The sequence below is a fragment of the Acinetobacter sp. ANC 4973 genome (assembly GCF_002135275.1).
Lineage (GTDB): Bacteria > Pseudomonadota > Gammaproteobacteria > Pseudomonadales > Moraxellaceae > Acinetobacter > Acinetobacter kyonggiensis.
The window spans coordinates 20,768-36,186 of sequence record NZ_NEGM01000017.1 but is presented as its reverse complement, the minus strand read 5'-3'; the positions used below and the strand labels follow the sequence as shown (position 1 = coordinate 36,186).

General features: G+C 39.6%; 15 protein-coding genes and 1 tRNA gene. 7 read left to right on the top strand and 9 right to left on the bottom strand.

The features are described 5' to 3' along the window. Positions 1-145, bottom strand: a 145-nt coding sequence (locus B9T30_RS16885) for an IS1 family transposase (RefSeq protein WP_413772575.1), incomplete at its 3' end; no start/stop codon positions are given. Positions 146-234: 89 nt separating this feature from the next. Between B9T30_RS16885 and B9T30_RS14530 the strand changes: the two genes are divergently transcribed. After that, on the top strand, positions 235-639 hold the full coding sequence (locus B9T30_RS14530) for a hypothetical protein (RefSeq protein ID WP_086185633.1): 405 nt from the start codon (positions 235-237) through the stop codon (positions 637-639). Here B9T30_RS14530 and B9T30_RS14525 read toward each other — a convergent pair. The 4 genes from B9T30_RS14525 to carA all read right to left on the bottom strand — a co-directional run bounded on the left by B9T30_RS14525 (position 636) and on the right by carA (position 6,711). Next, positions 636-1,265 carry a CatB-related O-acetyltransferase gene (locus B9T30_RS14525; RefSeq protein ID WP_086185632.1) on the bottom strand — a complete coding sequence of 210 codons (630 nt, stop codon included), beginning with the start codon at positions 1,263-1,265 and terminating at the stop codon, positions 636-638. The two genes, B9T30_RS14530 and B9T30_RS14525, sit on opposite strands and share 4 nt — an antisense overlap. A gap of 489 nt (positions 1,266-1,754) precedes the next feature. Beyond that, a complete protein-coding gene (gene greA / locus B9T30_RS14515) occupies positions 1,755-2,231 on the bottom strand; it encodes a transcription elongation factor GreA (protein ID WP_004648229.1) in 477 nt (158 codons plus the stop codon). 95 nt (positions 2,232-2,326) lie between these two features. After that, positions 2,327-5,557, bottom strand: coding sequence for a carbamoyl-phosphate synthase large subunit (carB, locus tag B9T30_RS14510; protein ID WP_086185630.1), 3,231 nt, complete (start codon positions 5,555-5,557; stop codon positions 2,327-2,329). 14 nt (positions 5,558-5,571) lie between these two features. Then, positions 5,572-6,711, bottom strand: a complete 1,140-nt coding sequence (gene carA / locus B9T30_RS14505) for a glutamine-hydrolyzing carbamoyl-phosphate synthase small subunit (protein WP_086165445.1) — start codon at positions 6,709-6,711, stop codon at positions 5,572-5,574. A gap of 310 nt (positions 6,712-7,021) precedes the next feature. Here carA and B9T30_RS14500 point away from each other — a divergent pair, with 310 nt between their 5' ends. Then, positions 7,022-7,588, top strand: coding sequence for a hypothetical protein (locus tag B9T30_RS14500; protein ID WP_086185629.1), 567 nt, complete (start codon positions 7,022-7,024; stop codon positions 7,586-7,588). A 265-nt stretch (positions 7,589-7,853) separates the two neighbouring features. On the opposite strand, the gene B9T30_RS14495 is transcribed toward B9T30_RS14500, so the two are convergent. Further along, the gene (locus B9T30_RS14495) at positions 7,854-8,393 is read right to left on the bottom strand and encodes a DOMON-like domain-containing protein (protein ID WP_004648234.1); all 540 of its coding nucleotides are present in this window, start codon (positions 8,391-8,393) and stop codon (positions 7,854-7,856) included. 5 nt (positions 8,394-8,398) lie between these two features. Then, positions 8,399-8,722: a ribosome assembly RNA-binding protein YhbY gene (yhbY, locus tag B9T30_RS14490; protein WP_004648235.1), complete on the bottom strand. Its 324-nt coding sequence runs from the start codon at positions 8,720-8,722 to the stop codon at positions 8,399-8,401. A 196-nt stretch (positions 8,723-8,918) separates the two neighbouring features. Between yhbY and rlmE the strand changes: the two genes are divergently transcribed. From rlmE to B9T30_RS14465, 5 genes are all read left to right on the top strand, one after another. Beyond that, a complete protein-coding gene (rlmE, locus tag B9T30_RS14485; protein ID WP_034696440.1) occupies positions 8,919-9,569 on the top strand; it encodes a 23S rRNA (uridine(2552)-2'-O)-methyltransferase RlmE in 651 nt (216 codons plus the stop codon). A 132-nt stretch (positions 9,570-9,701) separates the two neighbouring features. Then, positions 9,702-11,591 carry an ATP-dependent zinc metalloprotease FtsH gene (gene ftsH / locus B9T30_RS14480; RefSeq protein ID WP_086185628.1) on the top strand — a complete coding sequence of 630 codons (1,890 nt, stop codon included), beginning with the start codon at positions 9,702-9,704 and terminating at the stop codon, positions 11,589-11,591. A gap of 134 nt (positions 11,592-11,725) precedes the next feature. Continuing rightward, positions 11,726-12,577, top strand: a complete 852-nt coding sequence (gene folP, locus B9T30_RS14475; RefSeq protein WP_086185627.1) for a dihydropteroate synthase — start codon at positions 11,726-11,728, stop codon at positions 12,575-12,577. Between the two features lie 154 nt (positions 12,578-12,731). Then, positions 12,732-14,318, top strand: coding sequence for a vWA domain-containing protein (locus tag B9T30_RS14470; protein WP_086185626.1), 1,587 nt, complete (start codon positions 12,732-12,734; stop codon positions 14,316-14,318). 122 nt (positions 14,319-14,440) lie between these two features. Then, complete coding sequence (locus B9T30_RS14465) at positions 14,441-14,755, top strand: DUF5713 family protein (RefSeq protein ID WP_086165438.1); 315 nt, start codon at positions 14,441-14,443, stop codon at positions 14,753-14,755. A gap of 14 nt (positions 14,756-14,769) precedes the next feature. On the opposite strand, the gene B9T30_RS14460 is transcribed toward B9T30_RS14465, so the two are convergent. Continuing rightward, positions 14,770-15,162 carry a hypothetical protein gene (locus B9T30_RS14460; RefSeq protein WP_086185625.1) on the bottom strand — a complete coding sequence of 131 codons (393 nt, stop codon included), beginning with the start codon at positions 15,160-15,162 and terminating at the stop codon, positions 14,770-14,772. A 105-nt stretch (positions 15,163-15,267) separates the two neighbouring features. Next, a tRNA-Leu gene (locus B9T30_RS14455) sits at positions 15,268-15,353 on the bottom strand. Between the last annotated feature and the right edge of the window lie 66 nt (positions 15,354-15,419).

The following is a 15,419-nucleotide window of genomic DNA, read 5'->3' as shown; positions in this document are numbered from 1 at the left end:
TATATTTAATTTTAGGTTTGAGCACACTTGAACGACCACAATCTTTACATCTGAACTGTGCATTTCCACTTTTATTGTGTCCATTCTTATAGATATTCGCTGATTGGCAGCGGGTGCATAGGTAGGTTGTAGTTTCTATGATCATTGTCAGTATTTACAGCTTGTGTGGTTTCAGTTGTATTCTAAAATAAAACACGTTGGATCTGAGCACTACCAATTAATCTTTATGCACTTTTGAAAAAAGATAAAATAGAGAAAAATATTTTTATTGCTTTAGGCCTTTCTAAAAATCGCATAGATGCTCTTAGGGATATGGAGAATATTTCTGTTAAAATCAAAAAAATGCAACCTGGTTCAGAAAATATTTCTGGGATTTCCATGGGTAATTTTAATATTGAAGAATTTATTCATATAGTTAAGGAGAATTTTAATATTACGCCCCTTGTAATAATTGAATATTTAAGAGAAGTAAGGGATTTGGAGAAATTAAGAGCAAATACCAATAATGAAAATTATCAAGTTAAATATAATGAATTTTTAAATAAATATGCTTTACACCCAAGAATTGGAATGCAATATCTTATATTTCAAGGTCAATATCAAAAATATCTCTCTGAAAATGTATGGTTGGATGATTAGTATTTCATTAATTTTAAATACGTAATAATTTGGTTAACATCATCCGTCTGCAACTGTTCCCGCATCTTTAAAAACTGCTTTTCATCTAAGTCATACAACTTAAGTGAAAGCAGTTTTTCTATATCTGCTGTTGGAAAGCGGTATTTAATCACTTTAGCAGGCACACCACCCACAATTGCATAAGGCAGTACATCTTTAGTCACCACAGCACCTGTTGCAACCACAGCACCTTCGCCCAGTGTTACCCCTTGCATAATCATGGCACGTGAGCCAATCCAGCAGCCATTGCCAATAATCGTATCGCCAGCAGGGACAAAACTACGTGTATCGAATGGAAAGGCTGAAATCCAGTCGGTACGGTGTAATTGGTTACCGCCCATCATAATCACGCATTCAGCGCCAAAACAGACAAAGTTTCCGATATGTAGCTGATCTATCGGTTTCTCTATGGTTGCAGCTTTGTCGTGCAGATAACGCACCACACAGCGCTCAAAACCTTGATCCCAGTAAGCACTGTAATAGCTGTAATTCCCTTTAATATGGATATTGGGATTCTTCACTGTTTTCGAGATGAATTCGAATTCACACCAATGTTTTACAGGAGAGTTAATCAGTTGCTCAGACATGAAAATACAATATTGGGAGGTTAGGGGATTATATCCTAATAGTTCTGTTTTTTGATAAAGATGAGTTGGATGGAGTTTTTAAAAATATCTCTCCCTTTTATAGCAGGGTTATTTATCTAATAAAAAGAGTGGGGGATGTAAGAATTAATAATTTATAAAAGTAAGACTAAATTGAGCTTATGTAAAAAAATTCCAAAATGCCTTAAACCAATGTGGGACAAAATGGGGGAACAGAAAACCATAAAATGCTGAAATGAATGCAGTAATTAAAACAATTTGTATTGAGCTTGTATTGGTATCAATATAAAAAGACCATGCAAGTGCAATCATTACTCCTAGGAAGATTCCACCAATTGCATAATAAAAAGTTTGTATTAAGCGCTCATCCATTTTTCATTGTCATTTTATGTTATTGATTGAATTATAATCGAATGAAAAACAAAAATCCCCTCAAAAGAGGGGATTTAGAAAGCGATGAATCTTTAAAAATTAAAGATATTCAACTTTCACAATTTCATATTCCACTTCACCTTGGGGAGTGGTAATTTTTGCTTCATCGCCTTCGCTTTTACCCAAAAGACCACGAGCAATCGGTGAGTTCACAGAGATCTTGTTGATCTTAAAGTCTGCTTCGTCATCACCTACAATTTTATAGGTTTTCTTTTCTTCAGTATCTAAGTTTTCAATGGTGACCGTCACACCAAAAACAACACGACCATTTTGTTCAAGTGATTTAACATCAATTTCTTGAACTGCGCCGAGTTTACCTTCGATATCTTGAATACGACCTTCACAGAAGCCTTGTTGCTCGCGAGCAGCATGGTATTCCGCGTTTTCTTTTAAATCCCCATGTTCACGCGCTTCAGCAATTGCAGCAATGATGCGTGGACGATCAACCGATTTAAGTTGAAGTAATTCTTTCTCTAAGGCAATTTTGCCTTCAGGTGTCATAGGATAACGTTTCATTGTTGTCCCTCACAGTTGTTATGTATTAAAAAATACAGATTAAAAATAAAAAAATCCCGCCACCGATAAGGTGACGGGACTTATCGGTAACTTAATTAGTCTTTAGTAAGGTCTTGCAAGCGGTAAACATCCATTGGTAATTGGATTGCTAGAGCTTGGCATACTGCTTCTGCGCCATTCAAAGTAGTCGTGTTATACACTTTACCTTGAAGTGCTGAACGGCGGATCGAGAATGAATCTTCTTGAGCCTGTTTACCTTCAGTCGTGTTAATAACAAGGTGAATTTCGCCATTTTTAATGCGATCCACAATGTGAGGACGACCTTCAGTAACCTTGTTCACGCGTTCACACTCAAGACCAGCTTCGCTGATTACCTTAAATGTACCATCAGTCGCAAGAATCTTGAAGCCTAAATCGATCAGTTGTTTTGCAATTGCAACTGCACGTGGTTTATCTGATTCACGTACAGAGATAAATGCATGCTTGATTTCACCTTCAGTTGGTAGACCTGGTAAACGTTCATTGGCACCAAGTACCGCTTTATAGAACGCTTCGCCAAAAGTTTTACCAACACCCATTACTTCACCTGTAGATTTCATTTCAGGGCCAAGAATAGGGTCAACACCAGGGAATTTCGCGAATGGGAACACAGCTTCTTTTACTGCAAAGTGGGTTGGGATAATTTCTTTAGTAAATCCTTGAGATACTAAAGATTGACCCGCCATACAACGTGCAGCAATTTTTGCCAATGATTCGCCAATGCATTTAGAAACAAACGGTACAGTACGTGATGCACGTGGGTTCACTTCAAGAATATAAACGTCATTGCCTTTAACTGCAAACTGAACGTTCATTAAACCAATTACGCCAAGCTCTTTTGCCATCGCAACGGTTTGGCGGCGCATTTCATCCTGTACTTCATTTGATAATGAATAAGGAGGAATAGAACATGCAGAGTCACCAGAGTGAATACCCGCTTGTTCAATGTGCTGCATAATACCGCCAATCACAACGTCTTTACCGTCAGATACGCAGTCTACGTCAACTTCAATTGCGTCATCTAAGAAACGGTCAAGAAGAACAGGCGCTTCATTTGATGCTTGAACGGCATCACGTAAGTAGCGTTTAAGTTCGTCGTCGTTGTATACGATTTCCATCGCACGACCACCAAGTACATAAGAAGGACGTACAACCAGTGGGTAGCCAACTTTAGACGCTTCAGCCATACCTTCTTCAGCAGATTTCACAATGCTATTGTTTGGTTGGCGAAGTTGTAGACGTTGAATCATTTGCTGGAAACGTTCGCGGTCTTCTGCGCGGTCAATTGCGTCAGGCGATGTACCAATAATTGGCGCACCTGCTTCTTCTAAAGCACGAGCCAATTTTAACGGAGTCTGACCACCGTACTGTACGATAATGCCTTTAGGCTTCTCAATACGCACGATTTCAAGTACATCTTCCAAAGTGATTGGTTCGAAGTACAAACGATCTGATGTGTCATAGTCAGTAGAAACCGTTTCAGGGTTACAGTTGACCATAATAGTTTCGTAACCGTCTTCACGCATTGCAAGGGCCGCGTGTACACAGCAGTAATCGAACTCGATCCCTTGACCAATACGGTTAGGGCCGCCACCAATCACCATGATCTTGTCTTTGGTCGATGGATTTGCTTCACATTCTTCATCGTAAGTTGAGTACATGTAAGCAGTGTCAGATTCAAACTCTGCAGCACAGGTATCCACACGTTTATAAACTGGCATTACGCCTAAGTTCCAACGTTGTTTACGGAATTGTTTCTGCGAAATGCCCATCAAATCTGCAATACGAAGGTCAGATAAACCTTTGCGTTTGAACGAACGGATGTTATCGGCATTTAAATCACCAAAGCCAAGTGTTTTTACTTGCTCTTCGGTTTTAATGATGTCTTCAATTTGAATCAGGAACCATTTGTCGATATTGGTTGCAGCAAAAACTTCGTCTAAGCTAAAGCCGTGACGGAAGGCATCAGCCACATACCAAATACGCTCAGGACCCGGAACTTTAAGTTCATGTAGAATCTTTTCGCGCGCGCCTTCAGCACCAACAGCAATTTGTTCGTCAAAACCACACACGCCAACTTCAAGACCACGAAGCGCTTTTTGCATAGACTCTTGGAAGTTACGACCAATCGCCATTACTTCGCCCACAGATTTCATCTGCGTGGTTAAAATTGCTTCAGCTTGTGGGAATTTCTCGAAGTTAAAACGAGGAATTTTGGTCACTACATAGTCAATTGACGGTTCGAATGATGCAGGAGTAATACCACCAGTGATGTCATTTTTCAATTCATCAAGGGTGTAACCCACAGCCAATTTTGCAGCGATACGTGCAATTGGGAAACCTGTTGCTTTCGATGCAAGTGCAGATGAACGTGATACACGTGGATTCATCTCGATCACAACCATACGACCGTCTTTCGGGTTAATACCGAATTGAACGTTCGAACCACCTGTTTCAACACCAATTTCACGCAGAACAGCAATCGATGCATTACGCATGATTTGGTATTCTTTGTCAGTGAGTGTTTGTGCAGGCGCAACAGTGATTGAGTCACCTGTATGCACACCCATTGGGTCGAAGTTTTCAATCGCACAGACGATAATACAGTTGTCGTTTTTGTCACGAACAACTTCCATTTCGTATTCTTTCCAACCAATCAATGATTCATCGATTAAAAGTTGGTGAGTTGGCGATAGGTCGAAACCACGTTCACAGATTTCAATGAATTCATCACGGTTGTAAGCAATACCACCGCCTGAACCCCCCATGGTGAATGATGGACGAATAATCGAAGGGAAGCCCAATTTTGCTTGGATTTCGAATGCTTCTTCCATATTGCTTGCAACAGCAGCACGTGGACATTCAAGACCAATACGACGCATCGCATCATCAAACAATTTACGGTCTTCTGCCATTTCAATGGCATCTTTACTCGCACCAATCAATTCAACATTATATTTCGCTAAAATACCGTGCTCATCCAGTGCAAGCGCACAGTTTAATGCTGTTTGACCACCCATTGTTGGGAGGACTGCATCTGGACGTTCTTTTTCAATAATTTGTGCAACAGTCTGCCAAGTAATCGGTTCGATATACGTGGCATCTGCCATGCTTGGGTCGGTCATAATAGTGGCTGGATTAGAGTTCACTAAAATAACGCGATAACCTTCTTCACGAAGTGCTTTACATGCTTGTGCACCTGAGTAATCGAACTCACATGCTTGACCGATGACAATCGGACCTGCACCAATAATTAAGATGCTTTTAATGTCTGTACGTTTAGCCATGATCGCTTCCTTAATTACTTCTTAGATGCTTCGATAAGTTCGATGAAATGATCGAATAATGGTGCGCAGTCATGTGGGCCAGGGCTTGCTTCAGGGTGACCTTGGAAGCTAAACGCTGGTTTGTCAGTGCGATGCATACCTTGAAGGGTCTGATCGAACAATGATTTATGCGTCGCTTTTAGGTTTGCAGGTAAGGTATCAATATCGACTGCAAAGCCATGATTCTGAGAAGTAATCATCACTGTACCATCTTCAAGATTTTGTACAGGATGGTTGGCACCGTGGTGACCATGCGGCATTTTTACCGTTTTAGCACCAGAAGCAAGGGCTAGAATTTGGTGGCCGAGGCAAATACCAAATACGGGTAAGTTAGTGGTTTCAACAATCGTTTTTACAGCTTCAATTGCATAATCACATGCAGCTGGATCGCCAGGGCCATTCGATAAAAACACACCGTCTGGATTTAATGCGAGAACTTTTTCTGCAGGCGTTTGAGCTGGAACTACAGTCAGTTTGCATCCACGATCCGTCAGCATACGTAAGATGTTGGTTTTGACACCGTAATCATATGCTACAACATGGAATTTAAGTTCAGGTTGAGAGAAGCCTTGACCCAGTGTCCAAGAACCTTCCGTCCATTCAAAACCTTCTGGATCGCAGCATTCTTTAGCAAGGTCTAGACCATCCAAGCCACCGAAAGCACGTGCTTTTTCTAAAGCTTCTTCTTCTGTGATATTTTCACCAGCAAGGATGCAACCATTTTGCGCGCCTTTCGCACGTAAAATTCGTGTCAATTTACGTGTGTCGATATCAGCAATCGCAACAACATTGTGTTGTTCTAGGTATTCACCTAAAGATTGATCAGCACGGAAATTGCTATGCAATAAAGGTAGGTCACGGATAATTAAACCGTTTGCCCATACTTTATGAATTCGACCTGACTCAGCGTCTTCTTCGTTGCAACCAGTATTACCAATATGTGGGTAAGTTAAAGTTACAAGTTGCTGTGCATAACTTGGGTCAGTCAAAATTTCTTGATAGCCAGTCATGGCAGTATTAAAAACGACTTCACCAGTCGTACTACCCGATGCACCGATAGACGTACCTTTAAAGATCGTTCCATCTGCGAGGGCTAAAATGGCGGGAGTGCTCAAACCAAAGCTCCTGAAATTTAGGCTGTAAAAAAGCGAGAAGACGAAAAAAAAGGAAGGCTATTTTTTTAACCAACCCTCCTATGTCTGCTCGCTTGAACTTAACAGCGCATTATACGGACGAAGTGTCTTGAAGTCCATTTAATTTATACTGAATATGCAATATAAATGCCTTGTAATTTATGTGGGAGTCTGCTTTTAGATTGTGTATATAAAATGTAAGCAAATAAGAATTGTCTGACAAATCAAAACTTAAATTTTATCAAATAGCGATAGGCTATAGTTCTTATCTAATAACTACAGGAACAAAATCATGACTATAGAGCAAAAACAGGTTAAAGCTAAAACAGTATTAAAAGAAGTGGTTGCTGAAAGCGCTGAAAAGCTGGAACAAGTCTCTAAAGAAGCACAACAGAAAGTAACAGAAGTGGTTGCAGTGGTTACTGAAAGTGCTGAGAAATTGGAACAGGCTTCTAAAGAAGCTCAGCACAAAGTAACAGAAGCAGTTGCTGAATCAGCTGAAAATATTAAGGTTGAAGCTCAGGAGTTACAAAGTAATGTACAAGACCAAATCCAAAGTTTGAAACAAGATATTATTCAGCGTATCGAACTTATTAAAAAGCAATTAAATTTTTCACCAAAAGATTTGGGCGAATTAAAAGAGTTTGTGAAATCTGAATTAAATGCTGTCATTAGCGATTTATCAAAACTGGGTAAAGAGTTAAAAGAAGATGTCAGCCAAATTTCAGTTAAACATAAAGATACTTTAACTGAAACATTGAAACGTTCGAAAGAGCATACCTTGGAAGCATGGAAAAAAGTGGTTCCACAAAAAGACGAAGCCACTAAAACAGAGAGTGATACAGCGCTTAAAAGTTAATTGCGTATGTAAATGTAAAAAATAAAAAAGTGAACGATGTAAAATGCATGGTTCACTTTTTTATGATCTATTGTTCTTCTTTAAAAGAGATGAATCCTTTTCCCCGCGGGAAGGGGTATTTCTTGCTCAGGATAAAGAAGCTGGATGTTAGACACATTGCTCACTATTTGAAAAGATGTTTTATTCAAGCTGAGTAAATCGCAGACAATAAAAAAGTGAGGTGCTATGCCTCACTTTTTTATTTATCGAATATTAATGCACTAGCTTAGAACTGATGCAGCCAATCACGTTTATTATGAAAGTCTGCATTTGGGCTGCTATGCTGCATCGCATAGTATTGATTACCTTGCGAAGTTTTGAGCACAGCACTTAAGCTTAAGAATAAATTCGCCCATTGTAATTTGTGCTTTAACATAAACTCGGTTAGATCCAGACTCACACTTAAACCGTAATGTGTGCGTTTGAGCTGATTGAGTTCAATATCATTTGCTGTTTGAGGAGGCATATCTTCAGGATAGCGATATTCCTCAAACTGATAAACCTGCCAAGCTTGTGAAGGCGAGAGGTTAATCTCACGATAGAAATCTTCACCGTGAACGCCAATAAAAATTTCATAACAGGTTTGTTCCCATAAGAAATCTTGGCGTGGGTTTCCATTCACCAATTCAGGCCATTGCATGAGTTGATTGGGATCACGTAACCAATAGCCCACATTTAAAGTATATGGACCTTGTTGTTCAATCGCTCCCACGAGGGAAATAGATTGAAAGCGACGATCAAAAGCGCTAAGTTCGTAACTGGCCATAAAGCTTAGTTAGACAAATTTGCGTGGCGTACAAGGTTTGAAAGTTTTGGATTTTGTTTGGCTGCTTTTTTGTAAAGCAATGCAATTTTACCAATGGTTTGTACAACTTCAGCACCAGTTACTTGAGCAATTTCGCTAATTGCAGCAGTACGAGCTTCACGATCTTCACCCGCAATTTTAACTTTGATGAGTTCGTGATCATTTAAAGCGCGGTTTGTTTCTTCAATGACACTTTCAGTCAAACCTTGACCACCAAGCATAACCACAGGGTTAAGCGCATGTCCGATTTGACGCAAACGTTTGCGTTCATGAATTGATAAAGCCGCCATAAAGATAACCTAATTTTAAAAACGGCTTAGTATAACAAATGCCAAGTTTAAACGCTTTATATTCTGTTGAAATAATCGATTTGAATTATTGAAAAAAACATCACCAAAGATCGGTTTTAGATACAGATGTATACTGCAAGGCATGTATTTTTCACGTACAATCATGAATTAGCAGTTTTTTATTATTTAGAGAGTTATGGCGACACGCATTACCAACCCAAAGTTATCGAAAAGTAGTCGAGATTGGATGAGAGAGCATTTAGACGATCCTTTTGTGAAAAAAGCACAAAAGGAAGGTTATCGTGCGCGTGCTGCTTATAAGCTGCTTGAAATGCAAGAAAAATACAAAATTATTAAACCTGGCATGACGGTTGTTGACCTTGGTGCTGCACCAGGAAGCTGGTCGCAAATTGCCGGAAAACTGGTGGGTGATAAAGGCTTACTTATCGCTTCTGATATCTTGGAAATGGATGCATTACCTGATGTAACCTTTTTACAAGGTGACTTCCGCGAGGAAGAAGTTTTCGAAAAATTGTTAAATATTTTAAATGGACGGACTGTAGACGTTGTAATTTCAGATATGGCCCCCAATACATCAGGTAATAAGGCTGTAGATCAACCTCGTCAAATTTACTTGTGTGAGCTTGCTTTAGATTTTGCCAATAAGGTTTTAGGACCTAAAGGTCAATTTGTAGTTAAGGTTTTCCAAGGAATTGGATTTGATGAATTCCGTAAACAAGTTGTAGATAGCTTTGATGTACTAAAAACAGCAAAACCTGCTGCTTCGCGTGCCCGTTCGAAAGAAGTATTTTTGATCGGACAGGGGCGTAAGAAGGCTTCTAAATAAAGTTTACTTGCCAAGACGTTAAAAATTGTGCATTTTGTACTTTTTTAAAATATTGCAAAAGCTGGTCTTTAGCTTAAATTAAGGTCACCCATTTTGGGCATGATCAAATTAGATTGATATGGGAATAAAGCTTTGAGCGATCTCTTCAAGAATGCCGTATTGTGGCTGGTTATACTCGGTGTACTGATCCTTATTTTCAGTAACATCAGTGACCGCAATCAACCGACTGCACTGAATTATTCAGAGTTTGTTTCAGCTGTGAATGCTGGTCAAATTAAGCAAGTCACAATTGATGGTGAAAGAATTCGTGGTGAAAAAACAAACGGTTCAGAGTTTGAAAGTATTCGCCCTGCAATTCAAGATCCAGACCTTATGCCAAGCCTCATTAAAAACAATGTTGTCGTAGAAGGTACTGCACCTGCACGTCAAGGTTTGTTGATGCAGCTTCTTATCGCTAGCTTCCCTGTACTTTTAATCATTTTGTTATTCATGTTCTTTATGCGCAACATGGGTGGCGGTGCAGGTGGTAAAAGCGGCCCAATGAGTTTTGGTAAATCTAAAGCAAAAATGCTTTCAGAAGACCAAATTAAAGTAACATTTAGTGATGTTGCTGGCTGTGATGAAGCTAAACAAGAAGTTGTTGAAATTGTCGATTTCTTAAAAGATCCAACCAAATTTAAACGCCTAGGTGCAAGTATTCCACGTGGTGTTTTAATGGTGGGTCCTCCAGGTACAGGTAAAACTCTAATTGCCAAAGCCATTGCTGGCGAAGCAAAAGTGCCATTCTTTAGTATTTCTGGTTCTGACTTTGTTGAAATGTTCGTTGGTGTGGGTGCGTCCCGTGTCCGTGATATGTTTGAACAAGCCAAACGTCATGCACCATGTATCATCTTTATTGATGAGATCGATGCTGTCGGTCGCCATCGTGGTTCGGGTACAGGTGGTGGTCATGATGAACGTGAGCAAACACTGAACCAAATGTTGGTAGAAATGGACGGTTTTGAAGGTAATGAAGGTATTATCGTTATCGCTGCAACAAACCGAGCAGATGTACTAGATAAAGCGTTACTTCGTCCGGGTCGTTTTGACCGTCAAGTGATGGTTGGTCTTCCAGACATTAAAGGTCGTGAACAAATTTTAAATGTTCACATGAAGAAATTACCTTCAGTCACAGGTGTGGATGTCAAAGTTCTTGCACGTGGTACACCAGGTTTTTCTGGTGCGCAATTGGCAAATCTTGTAAACGAAGCGGCATTATTTGCAGCACGTCGTAACAAGAATACTGTCGATATGCATGACTTTGAAGATGCAAAAGATAAGTTGTACATGGGGCCTGAACGTAAATCGATGGTGCTTCGTGATGAAGAACGTCGTGCTACGGCTTACCATGAAGCAGGTCATGCGATTGTTGCTGAAAGTTTACCAGGTACAGATCCTGTGCATAAAGTTACCATTATGCCGCGTGGTTGGGCTTTGGGTGTGACTTGGCAGTTACCTGAATTCGATCAAACTAGCCATTATAAAGACAAAATGTTGAATGAACTTTCAATTTTGTTTGGTGGTCGTATCGCTGAAGAAGTATTCATTAATCAAATGTCTACAGGTGCATCGAACGATTTTGAACGTGCAACAAAAATGGCGCGTGCAATGGTTACGAAGTACGGTATGTCTGACAAGATGGGTGTGATGGTGTATGAAGAAGATGCACAGCAATCATTCATGGGCAGCATCGGTAGTCGCAGTATTTCTGAAACCACACAGTTAGAAGTGGATCGTGAAATTCGCCGTATTTTGGATGAACAGTACAGAGTGGCGCGTGATATCTTGGAAAGTAAGAAAGATATTGCTCATGCGATGGTGAAAGCGTTAATGGAATGGGAAACCATAGATCGTGACCAAATCCGTGACATCATGGAAGGTCGTGAACCACAACCACCTAAGGTATATGTTGCTGAAAATCCAGTGATTGATGTAACACCAAAGGATGGTCCTGTAACACCACCGCCATTACCTGCAAGTTAATTAAAAGCTTTACATAAAAAAGAGTCTCAATAGAGGCTCTTTTTTATGTTTAAAAGTTGAATTTTTGAGAACATTTCAGCAAGAATAAAAGTCACTCTTGATACACTGTGCTTAGATATTTTAGGAAAGTTACTATGCGATTGATGCCATTACCCAAACGAGTATTGCAATGTGGAACATTGAGCTTGGATTTATCTCAACCGCATGTGATGGGGATTCTCAATGTTACGCCTGACTCTTTTAGTGATGGTGGGAAGCATAATACGCAAGACCAAGCCATAGCGTATGCGCTGCAAATGATTGCTGATGGGGCAACCGTGATTGATGTCGGGGGCGAGTCAACACGACCAGGTGCTTCAAGTGTTGAAGTTGAAGAAGAAGTTCGTCGTGTTGTGCCTGTGGTTAAAGAATTATCCAAACATAATGTTGTTATCTCAATTGATACTTCACAGCCTGAAGTCATAAAGGCTGCGGTAAAAGCAGGTGCACATATTTGGAATGATGTTCGTGCTTTAACCCGTCCACATGCTCTAGTTACCGCAGCGGAGCTGAATATACCCATTATTATTATGCATATGCGTGGTGAACCAACCACGATGAATAACTTGGATCAATATAATGACGTAACAGTTGATGTAATGGGGGAGTTACAACAACGTGTTAATGATGCCCTTAAAGTGGGGGTGAAGCCTGAAAATATCATGATTGATCCGGGGTTTGGTTTTGCTAAAAATGCACAGCAAAACTTAAAACTGCTACAACAATTTTATAAATTAAACCAAATGGGTTATCCAATTCTTTCGGCATTATCTCGTAAGCGTTTTATTGGTGAAGCATTGGGTGGAGCGGATGCTCAAAACCGTGCTGTAGGTTCGGTAGCAGCACATTTGATCAGTATTCAACAAGGTGCCAGTATGGTGCGTGCGCATGATGTAAAAGCGATGTCAGATGCAATTCAGGTTTGGCAAGCCATGCAGTCGGCTTAAGTTTAGGCAAGCTGGTTTGATTGGTGCAACTGGCTTGCCGTATTGATTTGTTAGCGCAAAATTACATAAAGGCAGTATGATAAAAATAAAAGTTGTTTATAGTGCAGAAATCTATTGATTTGTTTTTGATAATAACAACTTAGGATAAGTAATAATGTTTAAACTTAAATTTTTGACCGTCACGGTAAGTACATTCATCTTGGCTGCTTGTGGACAAATGCCATCTCAGCAAATGAGAATGGGTGAAGTTGCGGTATTGTCGATGCCAGCGCCAGCGTTGAATATTACTGCATATGAACGTGCCCAGCCATTGGTAGAAAATACTGAGAATTATCAAAAAATTGACACAAATTCTGTACATAGTGTTGCTCAGCAGCCTATTTCTACATTTAGTATTGATGTCGATACAGGAAGTTATACCAATGTGCGTCGTTTTTTAACGAAAGAAGCACAGTTGCCCCCAGTCGATGCTGTGCGTATTGAGGAAATGGTCAATTACTTTAATTATGATTATCCTGAGCAGCAGGGAAAGCATCCATTTTCAGTTTCGACGGAAACTGTTAACTCACCTTGGCAACCAAATGCCAAAATTATTCGAATCGGGATTAGGGCTAAAGATATTGCGGTTCAACAATTACCCCCAGCAAATTTGGTTTTCTTAGTTGATGTTTCGGGCAGTATGGATGCAGAGAATAAATTACCTTTAGTCAAGAAGACTCTTGCACTATTGACTGAGCAACTACGCCCGCAAGATAAAGTCACGATTGTCACTTATGCCAGTGGAGAAGATTTAGCCTTGGCTGCAACCTCTGGTGCAGAGAAAGATAAAATCTTAAAAGTCATTCATCGCTTGAAAGCGGGAGGTGCAACTTCAGGCGAGCGTGCTATTCAATTGGCATATGAACAGGCAGAGAAGTCTTATATTAAAGCAGGAATTAACCGAATCTTGATTGCAACGGATGGTGACTTTAATGTGGGCATTACCGATTTTAATACACTAAAAGGTATGATTGCTGAAAAGCGTAAATCAGGCATTTCATTTACCACTTTGGGTTTTGGCAGTGGTAATTATGATGAGCAGTTGATGGAACAGCTTGCAGATGCTGGTGATGGTAACTATAGCTATATTGATAACGAGCGTGAGGCTAAAAAAGTGTTGCAACGTCAGTTGTCCTCTACTTTAGCAACAGTTGCACAAGATGTGAAAATACAAGTCGAATTTAACCCAGCGACAGTTAAAGAATATCGCCTGATTGGTTATGAAAATCGCCTGTTAAAAAATGAAGACTTTAATAATGATCAAGTCGATGCTGGAGATATTGGTGCAGGGCATACTGTTACGGCACTCTATGAAATTATTCCTGTAGGGCAAAAAGGGTGGTTAAATGAACCACGCTATCAAGTCGCACCTACAGCTTCAGCCTCGCTTAAACATGAGTACGCTGATGTAAATTTACGTTATAAATTGCCTAACCAAACACAAAGTATTTTGCTGAATTCACCTGTACAAGTTACAAGTAAGCCTCTGGCACAGGCCAGTACAGATACTCGTTTTGCCATTGCGGTTGCCGCGTATGGACAGCAACTTCGAGGTGGTCAGTACAATGCAAATATGCAATGGGATGACATTTTACGCTTAGCACAAAGTGCTGCAAAACCTGATACATTTGGCTTACGTGAAGAATTTATCGATTTATTAAAAATAGCAAAAAGTCTAAGTTCGGAGCAGAAAAAATTGTAGACGTTGGGCTGTTTGAAGTGATGTAAACGAGCAGATGGAAATCTGCTCGTTTTTTCATTTGGTAAAATGTAAAGTTTATGTTATACAAGCTCGCTTTAATGCGTGTCTTTTTTGAGTTTTATATGTTTGAAGATTTACTTCTCCCTATGTTTGATGATGAATATTATCCAGATATTCTTGTCGCTGAAGTTAAACAGATCATTAAGCAGTTTGCGAAGAAAATAGCAAAAACCGATCTATCTGAAGTCGAAATTTATCGTTTTGCTGCTGAAACCGTTGTATCCATTAATAAAATGAAGCTACAGTTTGATGATCTTGATTCATCATTAGATGACACGGCAGCGGATTATATTGCTGAAGCGATGATGATGGTGGCGCAAGATAATGGCTACATGAATATTGAAATGGAAGAATTGGTGTCGAATAGAGAGTGGTGATGCACTCTTTATTTTTAAAGTTTATTTAAATCTGACAATAAATCTGAAAGATGGCAACTTTCTTTAAGATGTACGTCTAATATCTCATCTACGACTAAATGATATCGTTCATTTTTTTCATAAGCGCTGGCTTTAAGGCTGAGCCAAAAATGAGCGTCTTGTTTTAGTCGTTTTCGAATTATATCTTCATCTTGAATATGCTTGAAATCAAGAAGATATTGATTTTTCGCTAAATTACAGCGCTGTAAGATCAGTTGATCTTTATCTTGTATGATTGTTCCAGAAAATAAATCATAAAGAATAGCGGGCTTCTCTGTTGTAACTAATTCTTCAGCATGGCTAAAAGGTGAAGTAATGAGTAAAAAGAAGCTGATATAGAACAGATGCTGTAATCCGTTGAAATTCATGTTTTATATTTCTTGTTCTGTGCTTGCTGGTATTTTAATAATTCAGACATAAAAAAACCAGCATAAGCTGGAATTTTTATTGCACCATTTTAAAAAGTATTAAAATGGTGCCCGAGGCCAGACTCGAACTGGCACGCTTTGTGGGCGGGGGATTTTAAATCCCCTGTGTCTACCGATTTCACCACTCGGGCATGAGCGCAATAATAGAGGACGAATGAAAACTTGGCAAGTATCTTTACGTTTGTTTGCTTTCTTTT

What these genes read in the sequence shown, in the direction of transcription:
- B9T30_RS14495 (WP_004648234.1), bottom strand. Translation starts at nt 8,393, where the DNA reads ATGGCCAGTTACGAACTTAGCGCTTTTGATCGTCGCTTTCAATCTATT.
- B9T30_RS14465 (WP_086165438.1), top strand. Translation starts at nt 14,441, where the DNA reads ATGTTTGAAGATTTACTTCTCCCTATGTTTGATGATGAATATTATCCA.
- carB (WP_086185630.1), bottom strand. Translation starts at nt 5,557, where the DNA reads ATGGCTAAACGTACAGACATTAAAAGCATCTTAATTATTGGTGCAGGT.
- B9T30_RS14525 (WP_086185632.1), bottom strand. Translation starts at nt 1,265, where the DNA reads ATGTCTGAGCAACTGATTAACTCTCCTGTAAAACATTGGTGTGAATTC.
- B9T30_RS14500 (WP_086185629.1), top strand. Translation starts at nt 7,022, where the DNA reads ATGACTATAGAGCAAAAACAGGTTAAAGCTAAAACAGTATTAAAAGAA.
- greA (WP_004648229.1), bottom strand. Translation starts at nt 2,231, where the DNA reads ATGAAACGTTATCCTATGACACCTGAAGGCAAAATTGCCTTAGAGAAA.
- folP (WP_086185627.1), top strand. Translation starts at nt 11,726, where the DNA reads ATGCGATTGATGCCATTACCCAAACGAGTATTGCAATGTGGAACATTG.
- B9T30_RS14460 (WP_086185625.1), bottom strand. Translation starts at nt 15,162, where the DNA reads ATGAATTTCAACGGATTACAGCATCTGTTCTATATCAGCTTCTTTTTA.
- rlmE (WP_034696440.1), top strand. Translation starts at nt 8,919, where the DNA reads ATGGCGACACGCATTACCAACCCAAAGTTATCGAAAAGTAGTCGAGAT.
- yhbY (WP_004648235.1), bottom strand. Translation starts at nt 8,722, where the DNA reads ATGGCGGCTTTATCAATTCATGAACGCAAACGTTTGCGTCAAATCGGA.
- B9T30_RS14470 (WP_086185626.1), top strand. Translation starts at nt 12,732, where the DNA reads ATGTTTAAACTTAAATTTTTGACCGTCACGGTAAGTACATTCATCTTG.